Here is a 24,183-nt window from a genome sequence, read left to right as displayed (position 1 = left end):
GGTAAGTTCCCCGGAGCGGCGTTGACGGCGTTCCTTGCTGCGTCCTAGATGACGCTGCAATGCACCATGCAAGGAACGGCCATGGCCATCGATTTTGATTTCGCGACGCTGAGCGCGGCAGAGCGCTACAAACTGCTGTGCGGCCTGGTGGTGCCCCGTCCGATTGCGCTGATCACCACCATCTCGAGCGACGGAATCGTCAACGCAGCGCCGTTCTCGTTCTTCAACGTTTTTTCCGAGAAGCCGCCGCTGGTGGTTGTCGGCCTGCAGGTCAAGGCCGATCAGTCGCCCAAGGACACCACGCGCAACGTCCGCGCCAACGGCCTGTTCGTCATCAACATGGTGGACGAGGCGCTGGCCGCTTCGATGGTGGATTGCTCGATCGGCTTTCCCGCCGGCATCGGCGAGCCCGACGCGCTGAAGCTGCCGATGGCGCCCGGGGTGCACGTGGCCGTGCCGCATCTGGCCGGCGCGCCCGCCGCGCTGGAATGCCGCAAGGTGACGCTGATGAATTTCGGCGCCGAGCGCGACCTGCTGGTCGGCGAGGTGCTGGGCATCCAGGTGCGCGACGGCATCGTCGATCCCGAAACCCTGCGCACTGACTACGACAACTACATGCCGGTCGGCCGTGTCGCCGGCACCATGTATGCCCGGATGCAGGATCGTTTCGAGATCAAGCCTGACACTTTCGAAAGCTGGCAGCTGCGCAACGATCGCTGATCGGCACGCGATCCATGGGCGTTGAGCATATCCACCAAAGGCCGGCATTAACCGTCGGCGACGACATTCCGCAGCGATCTGCACAAGATAGGCTATGACGCTACCATGCTACGAAAAATCCTGATCGCCGCAGCGTGGGCCATCCTCGGCGTAATCGTGTTCGCCACGCTGTCGCCGATCGGGCTGCGGCCACACCTGGGCAGCGTTGGCGTCGAGCGCTTCGGCGCCTATGCTGCCGTGGGCATGCTGTTCGGCCTGGCCTATCCGAGGCGATTTTGGACGGTACTCGCGATGGTGGCGGGTATTGCCGTTGTGCTGGAAGCGATGCAGCATCTCACGCCCGATCGTCACGGCGAGCCTTTGGACGCGGCGGTCAAACTCGCCGGCGGCGTGGTCGGCGTAGGCGTCTCGTTCGTGCTGGTTCGCCTTTTCGCGGCCTTCGCGGGTGCCTCTATCCAGGATCGCGATCCGCCCGCAGCGATATGATCGACGCGCGCCGCGTAATCAGGTGATCGACTCGCTACGACGAATCCATCGCTGAAAATAAAGATTTGAGATTGTGCGGCCGGCGCCCGTCCGCGCACGCCGGTCCTGGCATCAATCCGTCTTGCACGGGTATGGACGTACCGCTCGTTGGCGCAATAACGATGGAGCGACCGAATTGCCTAGGGTGTGTCAAATGAGACCGATACAACTCAGGAAGGAGAGTACGGTGTTCCTACAATTTACGATCATCCAAGAAACGGTTTGGCCACGATCACTCCCGATGGCCCATGGCTTTGGTAAGATGCCCTCGTATCCTGCAATCACGTAGGGCGGGAAGGCGTCGATCTCAAAGGACGAAGTGTCATGCATCGACGCTATCAGCATTTGAGTATTCCCACGGAGATCATGCGCTCGGTGGTTGGAATTTCCGAAGCGGGAAGTATTACCAAAGCGGCCAAGTTGCTGGGACTAAGCCAGCCCGCCATCAGCTCGCAGATCAAGCGCATTGAACACGCCGTCGGCGGCAGCATCTTCGAGAAATCAGCCAACGGGTCATCGACCACTGAACTGGGAAAGCTCGTCCTCACCCAGGCACGCAAGATTCTGGAAGCCAACGATCAGCTACTGTTATTGCGCGGCACATCGCCTGAGGACAATTCGATCCGGCTGGGCCTCAGCAACGTATATGCGCAGAAGATGCTGGAGACCATGAGCAAGGCCGACATGGCCAATATCTGCATCTACGCCGATAACTCCGCCGAAATCTCGAAATGTCTGCGCGATGGATTCATCGATATCGGACTGTTTCTCAGTCTGACCGATTTGCCGCCCGACTCCAGCATCGATGTGATCGGGCAGCGCGAGGATGAGGTGACGTGGGTCAGGGCGAAAGACTTCACATTGAGCCCGGGGGCGCCGGTGCCGCTGTTGACGTGGCCCGGCCAGATCACCCACGATCTCATGATCCAGGCGCTGGAACGCAAGGGGATGGTGTATCGCATCGCCTTTTCGAGCCCGGATTATCATGCGCGGATCGAGGCGGCCAAAGCCGGCGTCGGTCTCACCATCCTGCCGAAGCGACTGGTTCCGGCCCCGCTGATAGCGGCCAATGAGTACTATCTTCCGGCCCCCGGCTCGCCGAAGATCTTTCTGTGCGCCCGCGCCGGATTCCGCGAGAAGAACCGCAAGCTGCTCGATGATCTTCTCGCCAAGTTTCTCGCAATCTGATTTCCGACCGCTCGGTGCGTCAGTGAGTTCGTGACTTCGACCCGGATGGTTGTAGGAACAGTAGAAGACTGTGACGTCTGACATGTCGCCGAGATGCCGCGCGTGGGATCGAAGCCGGCATGATCACTACCTGCATGGAATGGCATGATTTCAGAAAACCGTCGCAATCCGCGCAACCGTACGCTCAAAGGCGCTTCGATCTGTTTCGACGGCGGTGCCATCGATTGCACGGTTCGAAATGTTTCCGAGACCGGAGCCGCGCTCGATGTGGCGAGCCCGCTCGGCATCCCGGAAGAGTTCGTCCTGGTGGTGCCAGCCGACGGCGTGCGCCGGCGCTGCCGCGTGGTGTGGCGAAAGGAAAAACGCATCGGAATCGCGTTCGATCCGGCGGACGCGCCGTAATGCAGTCCAGCCATGCGCGGCAACACGACCAATTGACTAGCTAAATGTCATCGTTCCTGAGCAACGTTAGAATCGTTGTAATCCGGAGTCGAAACGATGATGCATGGCTCCCGGCTTTCGCCGCTCTCGCGGCGTTCGCTGTTGATTTCCACCGCCGCGCTGCTGGTTGCCGGCACCGCGGCCCGCGCCCGCACCATCACGCAGGGAATGCCATGGGAGCCCGGCACCGCATCGCCGCCGCTTCAGGTCCGCGCCGGACCGTGGATGTTCTTCACCCCGGACGAAGCCGCAACCGTTGAAGCTGCTGTCGATCGACTGATCCCGCCGGACGAGAGCGGGCCCGGCGGCAAGGATGCCGGATGCGCGGTGTACATCGACAGGCAATTGGCCGGTCCCTATGGCGTCGGCGCCGGACTTTATCTGCACCCCCCGTTCATGCCGGGTGCTGCATCGCAGGGATATCAATCTCCCGACATGCCCGCCGTCCGCTATCGCGCCGGCCTTGCTGCGATCGCCGACTATGTGAAGTCGAGTTTTGCCGGCAAATCCTTCCACGATCTGGCAGCAGCCGATCAGGACAAGGTCCTGTCCGGTCTTGAAACCGGGGCGATCAAGCCGAAGGGGATCAACGGCGCCGGCTTCTTTGCATTGCTGCTGCAGAATACCCAGGAAGGTTTCTTCGCCGACCCCGTCTACGGCGGCAATCGCGACATGGCCGGCTGGAAAATGGTCGGCTTTCCCGGCGCGCGTTACGATTATCGCGACTGGGTTGAGCGCCACAACGAGAAATATCCGCTGCCGCCTGTCAGCATCATGGGCCGCTCTGACTGGACAGTGAAAGAATAGACGATGGCACGTAAACTTCCCCGCAAAGACGTCGTCATTGTCGGACTAGGCTGGACCGGATCTATTCTCGCTTACGAACTCGCCAAGCAGGGCCTCGATGTCGTCGCCATCGAGCGCGGCCCGTGGCGCGATACGGCGACCGATTTTCCGCCGGGCTACGCACAGGATGAACTGCGCTACGGCGTGCGTCTCGACCTGTTCCTGCGGCCGCAGCAGGAAACGCTGACCGTCCGCAACAACATGACACAAACCGCGTTGCCGATCCGCCGCTTCTCGGGCTTCCTGCCGGGCAACGGCGTCGGCGGCGCCGGCGTGCACTGGAACGGCCAGACCTGGCGCTTCCTGCCGAGCGATTTCAACCTGCGCAGCCATCTCGAAGAGCGCTACGGCGCCGACAAGATCCCGGCCGACATGACCATTCAGGACTGGCCGGTTACCTATGACGAACTCGAGCCGTATTACGATCGGTTCGAGAAGCTGGCCGGCATTTCCGGCAAGGCCGGCAATCTCAACGGCGTCAAGCAGGCCGGGGGCAATCCGTTCGAAGGCTGGCGTTCATCGGAATATCCGACGCCGCCGCTGAAGCAGAATTACGGCTCCGCGTTGTTCGCCGAGGCCGCGACCAAGCTCGGCTACAAGCCGTTCCCACGGCCGTCCGGCAATATCAGCGAGGCCTACACGAATCCGCTGGGAGTCACGATGGGGCAGTGCACCTATTGCGGATTCTGCGAACGCTTCGGGTGCGGCAACTATGCCAAGGCGAGCCCGCAGGTCTGCGTGTTGCCGGCCCTGATGCGGCTGCCGAATTTTTCCGTGCAGACCGAGTCCGAGGTGACCCGGGTCAATCTGGATTCCACCGGCAAGCGCGCCACCGGCGTGACCTATGTCGACACGTCCGGTGAGGAGTGGGAACAGCCCGCCGACATCGTGCTGGTTTGCGCGTTTTCGTTGTTCAACGTGCGGCTGATGCTGCTGTCGGGAATCGGCAAACCCTACGATCCGGTCACCGGCAAGGGCGTGGTCGGTCGCAACTACGCCTACCAGACGACCTCGGGCGTCTCGATGATCCTGAAGGACAAGGCGCTCAATTCTTTCATCGCCACCGGATCCGGCGGCATGATGATCGACGAGTTCAACGGCGACAATTTCGACCACAAGGATCTCGGCTTCTTCGGCGGCGGCTATATGGGCTCGGGCCAGACCGGTGCACGTCCGATCACGACGATGCCGGTGCCGAAGGGCACGCCGAAATGGGGCGCGCAGTGGAAGAAGGCCGCCGCGGAGACCTATAACAGTGGTTACGGCATCTCGACCCACGGCAGTTCCTACAGCTATCGCGATTGCTATCTCGATCTCGATCCGACCTACAAGGATCACCTCGGCCGGCCGTTGATGCGGATGACATTCGATTTCAAGGACAATGAAATCAAGATGTCGCAGTTTCTCACCGATCGCCTTGCTGAAATTGCCAAAGCACTCGATCCGGTGGAGATGACCGCCAGCCCGCGCAAGGGGCCGTGGAACAGCACGATCTATCAGACGACGCACAACACCGGCGGCACGGTGATGGGGGCGGATCCGGAGACTTCAGTGGTCAACCGCTATTGCCAGAGCTGGGACGTCTCCAACGTATTCGTGCCCGGCGGCGCTTCGGTGTTCCCGCAGAATCACGGCTACAACCCGACCGGAACGGTCGGTGCGCTGGCCTACTGGACTGCGGACGCCATCAAGAATCGCTATCTGAAAAATCCCGGTCCGCTGGTTTAAGGTGAGAATGATGAACCGTTCTCTCCTCGCCGCTGTTGTTTTCGGATCGCTCACCAGTTCTGCGCTCGCCCAAGACCCGCAAAGTTTCGATCGCGTCGAGCGCGGTCGTTATCTTTCCATACTCGGCGATTGTGCCGGCTGCCACACCGCGCCGGGTGGCGCGTCCTTTGCTGGCGGCCTGGCGCTGGATACACCGTTCGGCAAGCTGGTGGCGCCGAACATCACGCCGGACCGCGAGACTGGCATCGGCAACATGACCGACGACGAATTCGTCGCCACGCTGCATGAAGGCCGCGGCCACAACGGCCGCCGGCTATATCCGGCGATGCCGTATCCTGCCTACACCAAGATGAGCGAAGACGACGTCCGTTCGATGCGGGCCTATTTCAAGACGCTGCAGCCGGTGCGCAACGAGGTGGTCTCCAACCAGCTGCCGTTCCCGCTCAACATCCGCCTCGCGATGGTGTTCTGGAACTGGCTGAATTTCACCCCCGGTCGCTTCCAGCCCAATCCGCAGAAATCGGCGGCATGGAATCGCGGCGCCTACATCGTTGAAGGCCCCGCGCATTGCGGCACCTGCCACACGCCGAAGACGCTGCTCGGCGGCGACAAGACGGCGATGCCCCTGGTGGGCGGAACGCTGCAGGGCTGGTTCGCGCCCGACATCACCACGGACACCCGCAAGGGCATCGGCGCCTGGTCGAAGGAAGACCTCGCGCAGTATCTCAAGACAGGGGTCAATTCCTTCACCCTGGCCTCGGGGCCGATGTCCGAAGCGATCACCCATTCGACCTCGCAGATGAACGACGAGGATATTGCAGCGATCGCCACCTACCTGAAGGATTCAGGCGTCGGCGGCAACTCGGCGAAGCCGACACCGATCGCTGCCAGCGACAATGCGATGCGCGCGGGCGCGGCGATCTACAAGGACAACTGTGCCGCCTGCCACAGGGACAGCGGCACCGGCGATACCGGGCTGTTCCCGAAGCTCGCCGGCAGTGCGCTGGTGCAATCGGACGATCCGACCACGCTGGCCCATGTGGTGCTGAGCGGGACCCGCGCGGTATCAACCGTCGGCGCGCCGACGGCTCCGGCGATGCCGGCATTCGATTGGCGACTTAACGATGCGCAGGTTGCCGCCGTGCTGACCTATATCCGCAACAGCTGGGGCAACGCCGCCGCCGCGGTGCCGGCAGGTGCCGTAGCCGATCAGCGCGCGTCATTGACGAAAACGCCGTAGCTCTTCTTTCCCTCTCCCCTTGTGGGAGAGGGTGGCTTCGCGAAGCGAAGACGGGTGAGGGGTGGTGTTGCGCTCCGTTGCGAAAACCCCCTCATCCGACGCCGACTGCGTCGGCGCCACCTTCTCCCACAGGGGGAGAAGGAAGAGGAGCGCGACGCAAGGGTGCCTTTCCCTCGGGCCGCACCCTCACACCCTGATCATGCGCTTGCCGCGGTTCTCGCCGGCCAGCAATCCGATCAGCGCCTGCGGGGTGTTCTCGAGGCCGTCGATGACGTCCTCCTGCACTTTTAGCTGTCCCGACGCCACCCAGGCCTGCAGCTCGGCCAGCGCCGCATCGCGCTGGTTCATGTAATCCATCACGATAAAGCCCTGCATGACGAGACGCTTCACCACGATCAGCCCTGGCACGCCGCGCGGCCCGGTGGCCGAGGGCGCGCCGTCATATTGCGAGATGGCGCCGCAGCACGCGATGCGGCCGCGCAAATTCATCTGCGCCAAGCAGGCCTCCAGAATATCGCCGCCGACATTGTCGAAATACACATCGATGCCATCCGGCGCGGCGGCCTTCAGCGCCTTGAATACCGCGCCGTCCTTGTAATCGACCGCAGCGTCGAAGCCGAGCTCACGCGTCAGCCAGTCGCATTTGTCCTTGCCGCCGGCGATCCCCACCACGCGGCAGCCCTTGATCTTCGCAATCTGTCCGACGATGGAGCCGACCGAACCGGCCGCGGCGGACACCACCACGGTCTCGCCGGCCTTGGGCTTGCCGACGTCGAGCAGACCGAAATAGGCGGTCAGCCCGGCGATACCATAGACGCTGAGCAGGTGAGTCATCGGCTCCAGCTTCGGCATCTTGCTGAGATGCTTCGCCGGCACCGCGGCATAGTTCTGCCAGCCGGTGTCGCCGAACACGATGTCGCCGGGCTTCAGCCCCGGCGCCTTCGATGACACCACCTCGGCGATGCCGCCGCCGGCCATCACCGTATTCGCCTCTACCGCAGCGCGGTAGGTCGCGCCATGCATCCACGCCCGATTGGCGGCGTCGAGCGAGATGTAGCGCACGCGCAGCAAAGCTTCGCCGTCCTGCGGCTCGGGAATCCTGCCTTCCGACATCTTGAAATGTTCAGGCCCCAATTTTCCGGTGGGCTTCTCGACCAGCAGCACCTGATGATTGATGGAAGCGCTCATGGCATTTTCTCCCCGATGACTTTGTCGCTCTTTGATGCAATCGCCGCGCATAAAACGATCAATTGCACAGTTTTTGTAGTTGGCGATCAAACTATTCGGCAGTGCGGCAATCCACAACGGGTATTTTCCGCCGAATGATAGCATAGCGGGACAAGCCTGTTGCGTGTCGCGCTCAATATGACAGACTGTCGCAGGTAAATGTGACGGGGGTCCAGGAATGTCGAACAGATTTACGCAGTACATCTTGATCGCGATGGCGCTTGGCATCGTGATGGGGACGATTGTTTTCAACTACTTCCCGGATAGCCGGGTCGAAATCGCTGCGGACGTCAACCTGATCGCCATGCTGTTTCTGCGCCTGATCAAGATGATTATCGCGCCGCTGGTATTCGCGACCCTGGTCGGCGGCATCGCCCATATGGGTTCCGGCTCCAAGCTCGGCCGCATCTTCGCCAAGACCATGGGTTGGTTCGTCAGTGCCTCCTTTATCTCGTTGCTGCTTGGCCTGGTGATGGTCAATCTGCTGCAGCCCGGCGCGAATTTCCCCGGCACCTTGCCGGCCGCGGGCCAGTCCACCGGCCTGCCTGTGTCGGCCTTCTCGATCGAGAAATTCCTGACGCATCTGATCCCGACCTCGATCGCGGACGCGATGGCGCAGAACGAAATCCTGCAGATCGTGATCTTCGCGGTGTTTTTTGCGGTTGCGATGGGGGCGATGCCGGAACGCTCCAAGCCGATGCTGGCGCTGATCGACGACCTCGGCCACATCATGCTGAAGGTCACCGGCTATGTGATGCTGTTCGCGCCCTTGGCGGTGTGGGCGGCGATCATGGCCACCGTGGCCAAGAACGGCCTCGGCGTGCTGTGGAAGCTGATCGTGTTCATGGGCGGCTTCTATCTGTCGCTGATGATCCTGTGGGGCATCCTCGTGGTGGTCGGCTTCGTGGTCATCGGGCCGCGATACAGCCATCTGCTGCGGCTGATCCGCGAGCCGCTGATGATCGCGTTCTCCACGGCCAGTTCGGAAGCTGCCTATCCGAAGACGCTGGAGGGCCTCAATCGCTTCGGCGCGTCGTCGCGGATCTCCAGCTTTGTGCTGCCGCTGGGCTATTCGTTCAATCTCGATGGCACGATGATGTACTGCACTTTCGCCAGTATTTTCATCGCGCAGACCTATCATATCGAGATGTCGCTCGGCACCCAGCTAGCGATGCTGGCAACGCTGATGATCACCTCGAAGGGCGTCGCCGGTGTGCCGCGCGCCTCCCTGGTGGTGATCGCGTCGACGCTTAGCCAGTTCAACATTCCCGAGGCGGGGCTGCTGATGATCATGGGCATCGATACCTTCCTCGACATGGGCCGCAGCGCCACCAATGTGATCGGCAACTCGCTGGCCACGGCGGTGGTGGCGAAATGGGAAGGCGAGCTCGCGCCCGAGCATGAACTCGGTCCCGACGACGTGGTGCCCGGCGACATGATCCCCGGCGAGATCCCCGCCCTCGGGCACGGATGAGGCTGCCATGCGCCGCGCTGTGACGACATCGATCCGAAGCGGCTGGTTGCTCGCGGCGTTGCTGCTGACAACTGCCGCGATGGCGCAGACATCTGGCGAGGGGCTCAGCCCCACGCTGGCCGCCATCAAGAAATCGCACACCGTGCGGCTCGGCTATCGCGAAAGCTCGCCGCCGTTTTCGTTCCTCGATCAGGCCAATCGCCCGATCGGCTACAGCCTCGAACTCTGCGAGGCCATCGTCGAGGATATCGGCATCGAGGTCGACGATGCCGCGCTCCGGATCGAATACGTCAAGGTGACTTCGGAAAGCCGCATTCCGGCGGTCGTCGATGGCCTGATCGATCTGGAATGCGGATCGACCACGGCCAATGCAGAGCGCCGCAAGCAGGTGGCGTTCTCGCCGCTGATGTTCGTCGCCGGCACCAAACTGATGGTACCGAAAACGACGAAGGCGGTGGCGCCCACGGACTTCAAGGGCAAGACCATCGTGGTGACCAAGGGCACCACCAACGAGCAGGCGATGCACGCGGTGGATGCGAAATTCGCGCTCGGCCTCAACATCGTGGTGTCGCCGGACCACGAGCAGTCCTACCAGATGCTGGTCGATGGCAAGGCTGATGCCTTCGCCACCGATGATATCCTGCTGTCCGGCCTGATCGCGCGGCACAAGTCGCAGGACAGGTTTCGCGTGGTCGGCGACTACCTGTCCTACGATCCCTACGGCATCATGTTCAGGAAGGGCGAACCGCAGCTCGCGGCGGTCGTCGAGCGCGCGTTTCGCCGGCTCGGCTCGAATCGGGATTTGATCCCGCTCTACAACAAATGGTTCATTGCTCGGCTGCCGACCGGGGAACGCATGGGCGTCTCGATCTCGCCTCAGCTCGAGGAAAGCTTCAAGGTGCTCGACGATTCCGCCGGCGGCACGAACTGACTTGCGGTCATTCCGGGGCGCAAGCGGCGACAGCCGCGCGCGGACCCGGAAACCCGAGATGTTCATCTCGGCTATCTCTCTCCCCGTCATTGCGAGGAGCACTTGCGACGAAGCAATCCAGTCTTCGCTTGTGGCTCTGGATTGCTTCGCTCCGCGAAATTCGCCTTCGGCGATTTTCGCGGGCTCGCAATGACGTCGAGAGGCCTGTGCGCCTCAAAAGAACTGCAGATCCTGCGCCCGGCCGCCGCGCAGTACCGTGGCGTATTCGATCGCCACGAATAGCCCGCCCGCCACATAAACCTTCCAGTTCGATGTCTTCGCCTGTTGCTGGCTGATCCGAACCGCAGCTTCCATGGTGTTGGCGACATGAATCTTGGCGCCGGCATTGGCCTTGCGCGCGGCGGCACCGACGATCCGCGCGTCGGCTCCCTTGTGATGCGCGCTGGTGCAGACGATGTTGTCGAACGACGGCGCCAGATGCCGCGCTATCCCATCGACGTTCTTGTCGCCGGACACGCCGAGTACCAGCAGCCAGCCCTCATCACCATGGATGGCCCGCAGGCTCTTTAGAGCCTGCGACACACCGTCCGGCGTATGGCCGACATCCACGATGGTGAGCGGCTCCTTCTGTATGATTTCGAGCCGTCCCGGCCAGCGCGTTGCGCGGATGCCGGCTCTTACCGCGGCCTCGAGCGCTTCATTCGCGCGTGACGGATGCGTCCGCTTCGACCACAGCAGAAACAATGCGGCGGCGATCGCGGCATTGTTGAACTGGAAGTCACCCGGCACGGACATCTCAAGCCCGTCGATGTGGTGTTCGCCCAGCTGGAAGTCGAAGCGTTGACCGGTGACAGACATCGCCTCGTTGTCGATTGCAATCCGGTCGCGGACAAAGAGGCTGGCGACATCGCGATGGCGGAGATACTCACCGAGATGGCGCTGCAGCGGCCGGCAATTCTCGCCATAGACAATGGTGCCGCCTGCCGCGCAGGCGTCGCTCTTGTCAGACGCAATCAGTTCTAGCGAATGGCCGAGCAGGTTGACGTGTTCGTAGTCGATCGAGGTCACGCAGGTGTTCAGCGCGCCGACCAGCCGCACCGGATCGTAGCGCCCGCCGATGCCAGCCTCGAACACCGCGAATTCGCAGTCGGATTCCTGAAAGTACAGGCAGGCCAAAGCGAACTGCGCCTCGAATGCGCCGAACGTGTTGGTCAAGCCATGCTTGGCCAGATCGGCAATGGCGGTGGCGACCCTGAGGACCATGTCTGCCAGCGCCTCGTCGCCGATTTGCACACCATCGATCTGGAAGCGTTCGTTGAAGCGATACAGGTGCGGGGAGGTAAACAGCCCGGTACGCAGGCCACAAGCCGTTCCGATGGAGGCGCAGAAAGCCGCAGCGCTGCCCTTGCCGTTTGACCCGGTAACCACGACGGAATGACGCTGCAGCCGCACGCGGTCGATCGACAGCGCATCGAGCAAGGCTGCCAGCCGGGACAGGCAGATGCCTTCGCCAAATTTAGGCAGATTAAACATCGAGCAGCCCGATCGCCGCAAAAGTATGGCGCCAGATTTTCAGGATCAGCTCGGGGCGGCCACTGTCTTCCAGAAAGCGGATCGACGGATTGGCGTTGACCTCGATGACACGCAGGGCGTCGCAATCGCCGCCGACATCGGTAAACAGATCGACGGCGGCGGCGCGTAGACCGAGCGCGCGTGCGGCATGCTGGGCCATGGCGAACGCGGCGTGTTCGTTTTCAGGCGATTCAAACTGCATCGTTCCACCTGCGCTGCGATTCATCCGTCCGGGAATCGCCCATTGTTCGCCCTTGGCCAATACCATTTCAAGGGCGCAGTGATTGCAGGGTGCGGCGGCTGATGAGATTCCACGAGCATGCAGGGCAATGTCGTCAGCGGCCAGCAATTCCCTGACGGAACGAATGCCATCGCCCGTCAAGGAAGGCGGCGTTTTCCGGGTTGCGTAGATGACCTCGTCATCCAGCAGGAAGATCCGGTACTCACGCCCCGAGGCGATGGGCTGAATCAGCACGGAATCGTAGTAGCGCGATACCTCGTCAAGATACGCCGCAAGTGCGGCCTCGCTGCGGATCGGCTGCGCGAAGTCCCCGCGCGATCCCGCCAGCGGCTTGAGGAAGGCCGAGCCGCCGAGCTGCCGAAAATAGGCCGGCGCATCGGCACGTTCGTGGCCCGGCGCGCGGTGGTCGCGGTAGCGCTCGTGCAGGAAGAAGTACTGGCCGCCGAGCGTGGCGACGCCGGATTTTTCCAGCACCACGCTGGCAAAATACTTGTCGTTGGCCAGCGTCGCCGCGGTCGCGCTGTTCTGCGGAAAGAACGAGCCGCGGCCGGCGCCAAAGGCGACGGTCCGGGTGGGCGAACCGACGGTGAAAACCAGGCCAGTCCCCGCGTCGATATCGACGAAATCCAGGCCGAAGACGCGGCAGGCATATTCCGCGTAGATGGATTGATCAGGGTAAAATGGGGGCTTTGCAGCCCGAAGGCCGTGAAGGGTCGGCATGAGCTCTGATCTGCGCGAATGATGGACGGATCGCTCCGCAATAATGTCGGGGTATCCGGCCGCAGCCTACGCGATCGAGTTCCGCCTATCTAGCCTGACCCCGTCGGTAATAAGTCGTCAATATGTGGCGACGCAGGGTAATTTTATGTCAATCCGAGACGCGGCGCCGAACGTGTCGTAACTGGTCTGCAAAATTAATCGGCTGCCCCGCTGAGTCCGCAATTGCGCTTCATGGGTTCTTTGACTAATTGTCAACTCGCAGATGCGAGAAGGCTGAAATAGCCAATAGCCGCAAGGGTTTCTCGGCGGTGTGAAACACCTGAACGATGTAATTGTTCTAACGAAGCCCGTACTGGAAAATCAGATCTCATGAGTGCCTTCCATCGAGAGAAAGTTCTTTCCGTCAAGCATTGGACGGACACGCTTTTCAGCTTTACCGCCACCCGAGATGCCAGCTTTCGTTTTCAGAACGGCCAGTTCGCGATGATCGGCCTTGAGGTTGACGGTAAGCCGCTGCTGCGCGCCTACAGCATGGCGAGCGCCAATCACGAGGAATCGCTTGAATTCTTCAGCATCAAGGTCGCCAACGGTCCGCTGACCTCGCGGCTGCAGAAGATCCAGGAAGGCGATACCATCCTGGTCGGCCGCAAGGCGGTCGGCACGCTGATTGCCGACAACCTGCTTCCCGGCAAGCGGCTGTTGCTGCTCTCCACCGGCACCGGCCTGGCGCCCTTCGCCAGCCTGATCAAGGACCCGGACATTTACGAGCGCTACGAGCAAGTCGTGCTGGTGCACGGCTGCCGCCAGGTTTCCGAGCTGGCCTATGGCGAACGGGTGGTCAACACGCTGGTCGAGGACGAGCTGTTCGGCGAGCTGATGAAGGACAAGTTCACCTACTACCCGACGGTGACCCGCGAGCCGTTCCGCAACCGCGGCCGGATCACCGATCTCATCACATCCGAGCAGCTGTTCAACGACATCGGCCTGCCGCCGCTCGATATCGAGACCGACCGTGTCATGATGTGTGGTAGCCCGCATATGCTGGAAGATCTCAAGGTGCTGTTCGAGGCCCGCGGTTTCACCGAAGGCAGCCACTCTACACCCGGCCACTTCGTCATCGAGAAGGCTTTCGTCGAGCGCTGACGCATCTTCGCGTCCGGCGTTTCCGCATTGCAAAACCCGCGCTCCGGCGCGGGTTTTGTCGTTTTGACCGGCCGCGCGTTGTGATGCCCGTGTCATTGGAAATAGTGTAAACCTTGCGCAGCCATTTCAGAGCAGGGTTCTATGGAAACGTTATTGCTGCCCTTTTCGCCGCGCTACATTGTCCTGACGATCTGCAGCGTTGTCACGCTGCTGCTGCTCGGCATCGGGCTGTTCGATCCCAAGGTGATCAATCTGGTAGTGATCCCTATCCTGGTATTCGGCGGGCTCACCATCCTCGGCATTCACGACCTGCTGCAGAAGGACCACGCGATCCTGCGCAGCTATCCGATCGCGGCGCATATGCGCTTCCTGCTCGAAGAAATTCGGCCGGAGATGCGGCAGTATTTCTTCGAGAGCGAAAAGGACGGCATGCCGTTTAGCCGCGACACCCGCGCAGTGGTGTATCAGCGCGCCAAGATGGTGCTCGACAAGCGGCCGTTCGGCACCCAGAGAGACGTCTATGAAGAGGGGTACGAGTGGATGCACCACTCGATGGCGCCGAAGCCCCATGCCACCGAGCCCTTCCGCATCACCATCGGCGGGCCGGACTGCACGCAGCCGTATTCGGCATCGGTGTTCAACATCTCCGCCATGAGCTTTGGCGCGCTGAGCCCGAACGCGGTGCGCGCGCTCAATGCCGGCGCCAAGAAGGGCGGCTTTGCCCATGATACCGGCGAAGGCGGCATCAGCCCCTATCACCAGGAAATGGGCGGCGACCTGATCTGGGAGATCGGCTCCGGCTATTTCGGCTGCCGCAACCGCGATGGCTCGTTCAACGCGCCGGACTTTGCCAGGCTGTCGTCGAACGATCAGGTTAAGATGGTCGAACTGAAAGTCAGCCAGGGCGCCAAGCCCGGCCATGGCGGGGTGCTGCCCGCCGCGAAAGTGTCGGAGGAGATTTCGCGGATTCGCGGCGTTGCCATGGGCGAGGACTGCATTTCGCCGGCCTATCACAAGGCATTTTCGACACCGCTGCAGATGATGGAATTCATCGGCGAGATGCGCCGGCTATCCGGCGGCAAGCCGGCCGGCTTCAAGCTGTGCATCGGCCACCCCTGGGAATTTCTCGCGATCTGCAAGGCGATGCTGCAGACCGGGATCTATCCGGACTTCATCGTGGTGGATGGCAAGGAGGGCGGCACGGGGGCCGCGCCGCTGGAATTCATGGATCATCTAGGCATGCCGATGCGCGAGGGCGTCAATTTCGTCCACAACGCGCTGGTCGGCATCGGCGCGCGCGACCGCATCAAGATCGGCGCCGCTGGCAAGATCGCCACCGCCTTCGACATCGCCCGTGCCATGGCGCTCGGGGCCGACTGGTGCAATTCGGCGCGAGGCTTCATGTTCTCGCTCGGCTGCATCCAGTCGCTGAGCTGCCATACCGATCGCTGTCCCACCGGCGTGACCACGCAGGACCCGCTGCGCAGCCGTGCGCTGGTGGTGCCGTTGAAGGCCGAGCGGGTCTACAACTATCATCGGGCCACGCTGCACGCACTGGCCGAGCTGATCGCTGCGGCCGGCCTCGAGCATCCGCAGCAGATCCGTCCGATCCACTTCTCGCACCGTGCCTCGGGCACCGATGTGTTGTCGTTCACGCGGCTCTACCCGCCACTACGGCCCGGCGAACTGCTCAACGGCACCGGCGACGCGCGCTTCCGCGAAGCCTGGGATATGGCGCGCGCGGATTCGTTCGCGCCGGCGGGGTAGGTCGGGTTTCCCGGACGCGATGCAGCACGAAGTGCTGCCTCGCAGATCCGGGATCCCGGTTTTTGTGCATCCGGGAACGAGATCGGTGCGACTAGAACTCTCCGTGCAGTCGACCTGAAAACACCGACACCGGACCGCGGTCGGCGTTATAGGCGGGATTGGTGATCAACTGGTAATCAGCGGTCAGGGTCAATTGCTTGTTGAGCGCGTAGGCGTAGTAGGTTTCGAGCACGCGCTCGCGCCGGTAGTTCAACTGGCCATCGCCGATCAAAACGCCCAAGCCGCCGGCTGCGATAAAGTCGCGATGATCGTTGGACAACCCGTTGATGGCGCCGCCGATGCCGACGACGTCGGTCGGCCGGCCCCAGCGCGTACCCTTGATCGACGTGCCGAGCGACAGGCTGGAATCGATATCGGTGAAGGCCATGATCTCGGTCTTGCCATCGTTCCAACTCCAGCGCGCGAACAGGCCGATGTCATCGTTGAGCGCCTGCTCGACGCTGACGACGTAGCCATATTTGAGGCGGCCCTGTCGGGTCTGTGCAATGTCGAGATTGAACGCGGGATTGTTCAGCGTATCGCGGTAGCTGCCAGAAAAGGCGCTGTTCAGCCAGCCGATGGTGCGGATTTTTCCGGGCTGCGAGAACAGCGTGTAGCGCGTTTCCAGTTCGAGCACATAGCTGCCACGCTGGAAAACCTTGGTGTCGAAGTTGTTCGAGTTCGAGACGTCCCCCATCAGGAAATAGCCGGCGCGCAAGGCCCATTGCTTCTGGTTGAACTCGGCGGTGGCACCATAGGTCAGGCCGACCTTGTCGGCGGAATAGTCGAAAGCGCCGGGCGCCCACATCGACCAGTTGATGAAGTCCTTGCGGGTGTCCTTGGCGTAGGCATTGCCGTCGAAAATATCCATCACCGCGAACTTGCCGGCCTGCACCGTCAGGCGGGAGACGTCGACCTTGCTGGCCAGCTGGGTCGGGCCGCTGGCGAGTTCTTCCTGTTCGCCGCCAAATCCCCAGGTCTGGCGCAGGATCAGTCGCGACGTGTTGTAATGCGGATAGGGGAAGTTCGACTTCTGTGCTTCGCCGTTGGGAAAGCCGGCAGCACCAACGGTGTTGTTGAGTCCAAATCCCTGCAGCAATTCGGGATTGTAGTAGACCTCGCCGCCCTCCCACAGCCGCGCATTGAGGAACAGGCTGTTGCTCCAGGTCGCCTGGTATTGCGGAGCCGGCGTGAAGCTGTTGGCGCCGGTATAGGGCGCGCGGAACGACGGGTAGCCTTGTCCCAGATACGTCGTCTGGCCGTGAATTTCCCAGCGGTCGGATTCCGGATCGGCGATTCCGGCCAGTTTCGGCACACTACCGGGCGTCCAGTCGATACGACGGTTGAGCCCGATGCGCAGCATCTGGAAATCCGTCGCGGATTGAACCTGCGCGCCGGATGCGAACTGCACATGGGCATCGCCGAAGCGGCTGTAGAGATATTCGAGGCGGGCAGTCCAGTGCGGCGCGAAGGCATATTCGACGCCAGCGCCGGCGCTCCAGCCGATCCGCATGCTGACCTGCTTTTCCTCCTCACCGACTGTCGGCGAATTGACGAACCGCTCGCCCATGAAGGCCAGGCCGCCGGTGGCGTAAGCCAGCCACGGTCCAGCGACGGTGCCGATGCGGCCCCGCAGGCTGCCGGAATAGTCCATCTGCTGGAGGACGGAGGAGTTGGCGGTGCCGACCGTCGCAATGATGGAATTGCCGTCGATATAATTCGGGAATGTCACATCGGCTTCAAGGCCGAGCAGGATCCCCGATGGCAGCTGAACGTTGTAGCCGGCCTGCAGGCCGCCGACCGGCCCGCCAAAACCGCTGCTGACGCCCGCCACGGCAGGATCGCGTAGCGTCGCATGGGCATTGCCGCGCCCAAAGCCGGCATGGGCACCGAGATAGAAGCCGGTCCAGTCCAGGACCGGCTGCAGTCGGGGCGCCTTGACGGACATTCCCGGCGGGACGTCCGCGGCTCTTGCCGAGCCCCCGATCACGACAGCTCCGAGCGCACATCCAATCCAGAGGCGCTTCATGAGCGGTTCCAAAAGAGGTTCGAATGGCTCATGCCTTGGTCATTTCCGGTTTTGCTTGTCCGTAACGTCGGTCGCTACAGCGAATTGCACAATTGCTTCAAATCGGGGCCGAGCCAAACGATGCGTCGTGCTCGTACCCAATTATAGATGCAACTAATTCGCAATAGCAATAAGCAGCCGCAGCCTGGATCTTGAATGGCATTCCACTGTGACGACTAAGTAACAGTGGCTCCGGGATCTCAGCGGTGGAATGACCACCAAAATAAATGACCCGCCCGGGGGGACAACCGGACGGGTCGGTGCGACACGGGGTGGATGAGGCGCCCGTGTCGGACGCAGATCCACTTCAGTCGATCAGATCAGAAATCAGTAGTTGCAGGTGCGGACGCGGCCAACGTAGTTGCCCCAGGCGTCGAACTGGCGGACATAGCCGCAGCGACGGTAGCCATAGCCGTTGTCGTATCCATAGCCTCCGTTGGCGGCGATGGCGCTGCCGACGACGGCGGCACCGATGACGCCGGCGGCGATGCCGAGGCCGACGCCCGGACCCTTGGCCTGGGCCTGCTGGGTCGAGGAAGCGATGGTGCCGGCGGCGGTGAGGGCGACGACGGCAAAAGCGGCAATCTTGGTCTTGATCGACATAGGAAACTCCATCCGTTTGAAATGCGGCCATCGTGACCTGCATGTCCGTTGGTCGGAAGCTTTTCCAGTTGGGTTCGAGATCGCGCCAAGTTATTTGGTTTCAGGAATGTGTCATCGCCCACCCCCGTCATTGCGAGGAGCACTTGCGACGAAGCAATCCAGTTCTTCCGCGCATGGGACTTCTGAATTGCTTCGCTTCGCTCGCAATGACGGTTGATGGGCCCGCGACTAGCCGCTTCTCGGTCCATTGTTGAAAGCCACCATATCGAAGCGGTGGATGTCTTCGAGCAATTCACAGAACGCCTGCGCACCGTGTGCGAGCAACTGCTCGCCTTTTTCAGCGGACGCCTGCGTTGCGTCGCCGATGGCGCCGCCGGGGTGAAGATCCTCCGCCTGCCAGGCGAACGGCGCTGGCCGCGAAGTCGTCAGCCAGCGATATTCAGAATCCATCGCCATGCTTGCCGACGCAAAATTCGCGATCTTTTCCTTGCGCACATGCTGCTCATAGCGTGCCAGCATGATCGAGGTTTCCACCGCGCCGCCGTGAATGCCGTGGCGCAATTCCTCCGCCGTGAACAGGCCTTCCGGCGCGCCGAACCTGTTCCATCCGGTCGTCACCGCCAGCATGCCGTATTCGGCGCGCAGGTCCTGCGCCACCAGCGTCATCGCCGCGCTGTTGCCGCCATGGCTGGTGACCATCACCAGCTTCTGGATGCCGGCGCGCGAAACGCTCTCGCCGATCGCCATCCAGTTCTGCAAGGCGACGTCGGTCGGAAGCGTCAGCGTGCCGGGAAAAGCGAGGTGCTCGGTGGAGATGCCGACCGGTTGCAGCGGCAGGAATATCGTCGGGATCGACTCGGGAAGCCGCTTCCGCACCTCGGCGAGATAGGCCTCGGCAATCATGATGTCGGTGCCGAGAGGCAGATGCGGGCCGTGCTGCTCGGTGGCGGCCAATGGCAGTACGGCGATCCACTCGGAGGGATCGCCGCGGGCGATGTCAGGCCAGTGGATAGCGGTCCAGTCGCGGGGCGGCATGCCGGGAGTCTTGGCGGAAGTCATGGGAACGTTTCTTTGCCTGAATTTGCGGGGTAGTTTGTCGGCGATCCCCGGCGGCGGGTAGCCAGTCGGGCCGAAGGCCTGTACCACCCGGTTCATTGCCATCATGGGCCAAAACCGCCAACGGAGTCCAATATGAGCCCGGTTTCCCTGCTGCGAGCGTTAATCCTCGGCACATCGGTCACGGTGGCCGGGTGGTCGCCGGCGGCAGCCGAAACCAAGCTCGACAAGGTTAGTTTCGGCACCAACTGGGTCGCCGAGGCCGAGCACGGCGGGTTTTTCCAGGCGGTCGCGGATGGCACTTATCGGAGCTACGGGCTCGACGTCACCATTGTGCCGGGCGGCCCCAATGTGAATAACCGCATTCTGCTGATTTCCGGCAAGCTCGACTTCTTCATGAGCGCGAATACCCTGCAGTCCTTCGACGCGGTCGCCAACAAGGTCCCGGTGGTCGCGGTCGCCGCGATGTTCCAGAAGGACCCGCAGGTGTTCCTGGCGCACCCCAATCCCAAGGTGACCAAGCTCGAGGACCTCAAGCCGCTGACGCTGCTGATTTCCAAGGAGGGCGTCGCCGGCTACTTCCAGTGGATGAAATCCGAACTCGGTTTCAGCGATTCCAAAGTGAAGCCCTACACCTTCAACGCGCAGCCCTTCATCGTCGACAAGAACAGCGCCATGCAGGGTTACGTCACGTCGGAACCGTTCGTGGTCGAGAAGCAGGCCGCCTTCAAGCCAACCGTGATGCTGCTCGCCGACTACGGCTTCGATGGCTATTCGACGCTGATCGAGACCCGCCGCGACCTTGTCGATAAGAAGCCTGACCTGGTGCAACGCTTCGTCGATGCGTCCATCATCGGCTGGTACAATTATCTCTACGGCGACAACAAACCTGCCAACGAGATGATCAAGAAGCTCAATCCGGAAATGACCGACGACTTGCTGGCATATTCGACCGGCAAGATGAAGGAGTATGGCATCGTCGATTCCGGCGCAACGCTGAAGGACGGCATCGGCGCCATGACCGAGGCGCGCGTCGCCAGCTTCTTCGACAAGATGTCGCGCGCCGGCGTGGTCAAGCGCGATATCGACTATCGCCAGTCCTACACGCTGCAGTTCGTCAACAAGGGCGTCGGCGTCGATCTCAGGCCGAAGAAATAGCCGGCGCGATGCTCGATCCCGATTTGTCCATCCGCAACAATGTTAACGCTGTCAGTTTGCACGGCGTTACCAAGGTCTATGACAACGGGACCGTGGCGCTGGGCCCGCTTGACCTCGCGATCCGCAAGGGCGAGTTCGTCTCATTGCTGGGTTCGTCGGGCTGCGGCAAATCCACAGCGCTGCGCATCATTGCCGGCCTGATCCAGCCGACCTCCGGTAGCGTCGATACGGCGACGCGGAGCGGCCACAGCATTGGTTTCGTGTTTCAGGAGCCGACGCTGATGCCCTGGTGCAACGTGCGTGAAAACGTGCGGCTGCCACTCAAGCTGGCGCATATGGCAAAGGCGGAGTCGGACGGCCGCGTGGCCGACGCGCTGGCGCAGGTCGGGCTCGCCGAATTCGCCGATGCCTTTCCGCGCGAGCTGTCCGGCGGCATGAAGATGCGGGTGTCGCTGGCACGCGCCTTGGTTACCGATCCCGATATCCTGCTAATGGATGAGCCCTTCGCCGCGCTCGACGAGATCACCCGCTTTCGCCTCAACAACGACCTGCTGGCGTTGTGGCGCAGGCTCGGCAAGACCGTCGTCTTCGTCACCCATTCGGTGTTCGAGTCGGTGTACCTGTCGCAGCGCGTCGTCGTGATGACGTCGCGGCCCGGCCGGATCAGCGCGGAATGCCGTATCGATGCGGCCGAACCGCGCGGCGATGAATTCCGGACCTCGATGGCCTATGCCGGGCATTGCCGCGACGTTTCGCAGGCGCTGATGCAGGCCAGCGGTGAAGAGATCCGCTTATGAACGGCCTCGAACCTTTGCCCTCGGCCGTCCGCGAGCCGGGCGCATCGCGCGTGCAAATGCGCTGGCCGCGCATCCTGCCGCCGCTGGTCGTCTTCGCGCTCGGCGTGGTGGCGTGGGACCTGATTGTCCGGATCGGCGAGATTCCGCCCTATCTGCTGCCCGGGCCGTTGCTTGTGTTGAGCACGTTGATCTCGGACTGGACGATTCTTTCGGATTCGCTGGCCGTGACACTGCTCACCGCGCTGGAAGGTTTTGTCGCGGCCGCCATCGGCGGCATTGCGCTGGCGCTGCTGTTCAACCGGTCGCGCTGGCTGGAATACTCCTTGCTGCCCTATGCCATCGTCCTGCAGGTGACGCCGGTTATCGCGATTGCGCCGTTGATGCTGATTTATCTGCCGCAGCAGACTGCCGTTGTCGTCTGCGCCTGGATCGTGGCGTTCTTCCCCGTGCTGGCCAACACGACGCTGGGGCTGAATTCCGTGGACCGGAATCTGGCGGGGCTGTTTCAGCTCTATGGTGCGTCGCGCGGCCAGACCCTGCGTTATTTGAAGCTGCCCGCTGCGCTGCCCTATATCCTGGGTGGGCTGCGGATTGCCGGTGGATTGTCGCTGATTGGCGCGGTGGCCGCCGAAATCGCCGCCGGTGCCGCGGGCGCAGGTTCCGGCCTGGCCTATCGGATCTCGGAATCCAGCTATCGCCTCAACATTCCCCGGATGTTCGCCGCGTTGCTGTTGCTCTCTGCGGCCGGGGTTGTCATTTATATGCTCCTCGCGCTGGTCTCACACGTTGCATTGCGGCGCTGGCACGAAAGTGCACTGCGAAAGGAAAATTGATGGCTTCGGGAATTTCTTCGGACAAAATCGACCTGCTGATCTACGGGCCATCGAAGCCGCTCATCGAGCAGGGTTTCTCAGATCAATACGTCTTGCACAAATTCGAGACGCTGGCCGATCTGGAGCGGCTGCCCGCCGATATCTTCGGCCGCGTCCGCGCGATCGCGGTCACCGGCCTGGTCCCGATGAACGCTTCGGTGCAGTCGCGCTTTCCCAAGCTCGAAATCATCTCCAGCTTCGGTGTCGGCTACGATCACATCGACGCCAAACATGCCGGCGAGCACGGCGTTATCGTCACCAACACGCCGGATGTGCTGACCGAGGAAGTCGCCGACACCGCGCTCGGCCTGCTCATCGCCACCGCGCGCGAATTCATCAAGGCCGACCGCTACGTCCGCTCCGGCCTGTGGCTGACGCAGCCTTATCCCCTTACGGTGGGTTCGCTGCGCGACCGCAAGGTCGGCATGGTCGGCATGGGCCGTATCGGCCAGGCCATTGCGCGCCGGCTTGATGCCTCGCTGGTGCCGGTGGTCTACCACTCGCGCAAGCCGGCGGACGGCGTCACCCACCAGCACTATCCGAACCTGATCGAGATGGCGAAGGCGGTGGATACGCTGATCGTCATCACGCCGGGCGGCGCCTCGACCGCCAATCTGGTCAATGCCGAAGTAATGAGCGCGCTCGGTCCACGCGGCATCATCGTCAACGTCGCCCGCGGCTCGGTGATCGACGAGCCGGCGCTGATCGCGGCGCTGAAATCCGGCACCATCCTCGCCGCCGGGCTCGACGTGTTTGCGCAGGAGCCCAAGGTACCCGATGAGCTGCGCGCGATGCAGAACGTGGTGCTGCTGCCGCATGTCGGCTCGGCCTCGGTGGTGACGCGCAACGCGATGGATCAACTGGTGGTCGATAACCTCAAGCTCTGGTTCGCCGGCAAGGCGCCGCTGACGCCGCTTCCGGAAACGCCGGTGAAAGGCCGCTGATCGTGGCTCTTCCGTCCATGCGTAGCTGCTGCGTCACGCTGGTCGTCGCTTGCGCGATGGCCGGCGCGCCGCTGCGGGCGCAGGACGCATCGAATCTGAAGAAGGGCATGGTCGGACAATGGGAGTTGTCTACCACCGAGCGCAGCAAGACCTGCGTCGTCACCCTGAAGGGCGACAGCTCGCCGCAGGGCCTGAAACTTGAGCTCGAACCGGCCTGCCCGAAAGCGCTGCCTTTCACCCAGGCGATCACCGCCTGGAGCATCAAGGGCCTCGACATCGTGCGGCTGCAGGACGCGGCCGGACAGTCGGTGATCGACTTCACCGAAGTCGAAAGCGGCATCTTCGAGGGCCTGCGCACCGGCGAAGGCGTCTACATTCTGCAGAACCTGGCCGCCGCGCGGTCGCTGACCAAGTCGATGGACCAGATGATCGGCGACTGGTCCGTGGTGCGCGGCAACGGCCGCCCCATTTGCGGCCTGACCCTGACCAACACCGAAGCAACGCCCGACAATTTTGCGGTGTTCCTGAAACCGCGCTGCGACCCTCTGGTGGCGAATTTTGCCCCCACCGTATGGCGGCTGGAGCGCGGCGAATTGCTGATGATATCCGCCAGTGGCGAGACCTGGCATTTTGAGGCCGACGACAACGCGCAATGGCGCCGCATGCCGGACAGCGCCGATCCGGTGATATTAGTGCGGAATAATTGACAAGCGCCGTCCGGCTCAAATCAGCTTCAGCCCCTTCAAACTCGCATGCCCGTTCTTCCCCACGATAATGTGGTCGTGCACCGCGATTCCCAGCGGTTTGGCGACGTCGATCACCGAGCGGGTCATCTGCACATCGGCTTGGGAGGGTGTCGGGTCGCCGGAGGGGTGGTTGTGCA

General features: G+C 62.2%; 23 protein-coding genes. 16 read left to right on the top strand and 7 right to left on the bottom strand.

Going from position 1 to position 24,183, the window contains the following annotated elements:
- Window positions 1–81: 81 nt before the first annotated feature.
- The 7 genes from JWR89_RS11600 to JWR89_RS11570 all read left to right on the top strand — a co-directional run bounded on the left by JWR89_RS11600 (window position 82) and on the right by JWR89_RS11570 (window position 6,688).
- The gene (locus JWR89_RS11600; RefSeq protein WP_299715934.1) at window positions 82–720 is read left to right on the top strand and encodes a flavin reductase family protein; all 639 of its coding nucleotides are present in this window, start codon (window positions 82–84) and stop codon (window positions 718–720) included.
- 105 nt (window positions 721–825) lie between these two features.
- Window positions 826–1,206: a VanZ family protein gene (locus tag JWR89_RS11595; protein ID WP_299715931.1), complete on the top strand. Its 381-nt coding sequence runs from the start codon at window positions 826–828 to the stop codon at window positions 1,204–1,206.
- Between the two features lie 363 nt (window positions 1,207–1,569).
- Window positions 1,570–2,433 carry a LysR family transcriptional regulator gene (locus JWR89_RS11590; protein WP_299715928.1) on the top strand — a complete coding sequence of 288 codons (864 nt, stop codon included), beginning with the start codon at window positions 1,570–1,572 and terminating at the stop codon, window positions 2,431–2,433.
- Between the two features lie 144 nt (window positions 2,434–2,577).
- Window positions 2,578–2,835, top strand: a complete 258-nt coding sequence (locus JWR89_RS11585) for a PilZ domain-containing protein (RefSeq protein ID WP_299715925.1) — start codon at window positions 2,578–2,580, stop codon at window positions 2,833–2,835.
- A 96-nt stretch (window positions 2,836–2,931) separates the two neighbouring features.
- Window positions 2,932–3,681: a gluconate 2-dehydrogenase subunit 3 family protein gene (locus JWR89_RS11580; RefSeq protein WP_299715922.1), complete on the top strand. Its 750-nt coding sequence runs from the start codon at window positions 2,932–2,934 to the stop codon at window positions 3,679–3,681.
- A gap of 3 nt (window positions 3,682–3,684) precedes the next feature.
- Window positions 3,685–5,448: a GMC family oxidoreductase gene (locus JWR89_RS11575; protein ID WP_299715919.1), complete on the top strand. Its 1,764-nt coding sequence runs from the start codon at window positions 3,685–3,687 to the stop codon at window positions 5,446–5,448.
- A gap of 10 nt (window positions 5,449–5,458) precedes the next feature.
- The gene (locus JWR89_RS11570) at window positions 5,459–6,688 is read left to right on the top strand and encodes a cytochrome c (protein WP_299715916.1); all 1,230 of its coding nucleotides are present in this window, start codon (window positions 5,459–5,461) and stop codon (window positions 6,686–6,688) included.
- A gap of 186 nt (window positions 6,689–6,874) precedes the next feature.
- On the opposite strand, the gene JWR89_RS11565 is transcribed toward JWR89_RS11570, so the two are convergent.
- Window positions 6,875–7,876, bottom strand: a complete 1,002-nt coding sequence (locus tag JWR89_RS11565) for an NADP-dependent oxidoreductase (RefSeq protein ID WP_299715913.1) — start codon at window positions 7,874–7,876, stop codon at window positions 6,875–6,877.
- 217 nt (window positions 7,877–8,093) lie between these two features.
- On the opposite strand from JWR89_RS11565, the gene JWR89_RS11560 reads away from it, so the two are divergent.
- Window positions 8,094–9,389 carry a dicarboxylate/amino acid:cation symporter gene (locus JWR89_RS11560; protein WP_299715910.1) on the top strand — a complete coding sequence of 432 codons (1,296 nt, stop codon included), beginning with the start codon at window positions 8,094–8,096 and terminating at the stop codon, window positions 9,387–9,389.
- 7 nt (window positions 9,390–9,396) lie between these two features.
- Window positions 9,397–10,320 (top strand): amino acid ABC transporter substrate-binding protein, encoded by a 924-nt coding sequence (locus JWR89_RS11555; RefSeq protein WP_299715908.1) that lies wholly within the window; start codon window positions 9,397–9,399, stop codon window positions 10,318–10,320.
- Between the two features lie 213 nt (window positions 10,321–10,533).
- Here the strand turns inward: JWR89_RS11555 and JWR89_RS11550 are convergent, their stop codons facing one another.
- Window positions 10,534–11,853, bottom strand: coding sequence for a cyanophycin synthetase (locus JWR89_RS11550; RefSeq protein WP_299715905.1), 1,320 nt, complete (start codon window positions 11,851–11,853; stop codon window positions 10,534–10,536).
- Window positions 11,846–12,610 (bottom strand): hypothetical protein, encoded by a 765-nt coding sequence (locus JWR89_RS11545; RefSeq protein ID WP_299715902.1) that lies wholly within the window; start codon window positions 12,608–12,610, stop codon window positions 11,846–11,848. Before JWR89_RS11545 ends, JWR89_RS11550 begins: the two co-directional genes overlap by 8 nt.
- Window positions 12,611–13,222: 612 nt before the next feature.
- Between JWR89_RS11545 and JWR89_RS11540 the strand changes: the two genes are divergently transcribed.
- On the top strand, window positions 13,223–13,996 hold the full coding sequence (locus JWR89_RS11540) for a ferredoxin--NADP reductase (RefSeq protein WP_299715899.1): 774 nt from the start codon (window positions 13,223–13,225) through the stop codon (window positions 13,994–13,996).
- A gap of 141 nt (window positions 13,997–14,137) precedes the next feature.
- Window positions 14,138–15,763: an FMN-binding glutamate synthase family protein gene (locus JWR89_RS11535; RefSeq protein WP_299715896.1), complete on the top strand. Its 1,626-nt coding sequence runs from the start codon at window positions 14,138–14,140 to the stop codon at window positions 15,761–15,763.
- A gap of 91 nt (window positions 15,764–15,854) precedes the next feature.
- On the opposite strand, the gene JWR89_RS11530 is transcribed toward JWR89_RS11535, so the two are convergent.
- The 3 genes from JWR89_RS11530 to JWR89_RS11520 form a co-directional block, all read right to left on the bottom strand.
- Window positions 15,855–17,831 (bottom strand): carbohydrate porin, encoded by a 1,977-nt coding sequence (locus tag JWR89_RS11530; protein ID WP_299715893.1) that lies wholly within the window; start codon window positions 17,829–17,831, stop codon window positions 15,855–15,857.
- A gap of 366 nt (window positions 17,832–18,197) precedes the next feature.
- Entirely contained in the window at window positions 18,198–18,473 is a 276-nt protein-coding gene (locus tag JWR89_RS11525; RefSeq protein ID WP_299715890.1) for a hypothetical protein, read from the bottom strand.
- Between the two features lie 228 nt (window positions 18,474–18,701).
- Window positions 18,702–19,532 carry a creatininase family protein gene (locus JWR89_RS11520; protein WP_299715887.1) on the bottom strand — a complete coding sequence of 277 codons (831 nt, stop codon included), beginning with the start codon at window positions 19,530–19,532 and terminating at the stop codon, window positions 18,702–18,704.
- Between the two features lie 132 nt (window positions 19,533–19,664).
- Between JWR89_RS11520 and JWR89_RS11515 the strand changes: the two genes are divergently transcribed.
- Genes JWR89_RS11515 through JWR89_RS11495 form a run of 5 tightly spaced genes read left to right on the top strand, consistent with a single transcriptional unit; the run spans window position 19,665 to window position 24,007 of the window.
- Complete coding sequence (locus JWR89_RS11515) at window positions 19,665–20,687, top strand: ABC transporter substrate-binding protein (RefSeq protein WP_299715884.1); 1,023 nt, start codon at window positions 19,665–19,667, stop codon at window positions 20,685–20,687.
- A gap of 8 nt (window positions 20,688–20,695) precedes the next feature.
- Window positions 20,696–21,484 (top strand): ABC transporter ATP-binding protein, encoded by a 789-nt coding sequence (locus JWR89_RS11510; protein WP_299715881.1) that lies wholly within the window; start codon window positions 20,696–20,698, stop codon window positions 21,482–21,484.
- Window positions 21,485–21,540: 56 nt separating this feature from the next.
- Window positions 21,541–22,317 carry an ABC transporter permease subunit gene (locus tag JWR89_RS11505; RefSeq protein WP_299715943.1) on the top strand — a complete coding sequence of 259 codons (777 nt, stop codon included), beginning with the start codon at window positions 21,541–21,543 and terminating at the stop codon, window positions 22,315–22,317.
- Entirely contained in the window at window positions 22,317–23,300 is a 984-nt protein-coding gene (locus JWR89_RS11500; RefSeq protein WP_299715878.1) for a 2-hydroxyacid dehydrogenase, read from the top strand. Before JWR89_RS11505 ends, JWR89_RS11500 begins: the two co-directional genes overlap by 1 nt.
- A gap of 17 nt (window positions 23,301–23,317) precedes the next feature.
- The gene (locus tag JWR89_RS11495; protein WP_299715940.1) at window positions 23,318–24,007 is read left to right on the top strand and encodes an AprI/Inh family metalloprotease inhibitor; all 690 of its coding nucleotides are present in this window, start codon (window positions 23,318–23,320) and stop codon (window positions 24,005–24,007) included.
- 15 nt (window positions 24,008–24,022) lie between these two features.
- On the opposite strand, the gene JWR89_RS11490 is transcribed toward JWR89_RS11495, so the two are convergent.
- On the bottom strand, window positions 24,023–24,183 hold a 161-nt coding region (locus JWR89_RS11490; protein WP_299715937.1), incomplete at its 5' end, for a JAB domain-containing protein.

The sequence above is a fragment of the Tardiphaga sp. genome (assembly GCF_028290785.1).
Lineage (GTDB): Bacteria > Pseudomonadota > Alphaproteobacteria > Rhizobiales > Xanthobacteraceae > Tardiphaga.
The sequence above is the reverse complement of the archived record's forward strand: the minus strand, read 5'-3'. Positions and strand labels throughout refer to the sequence as shown.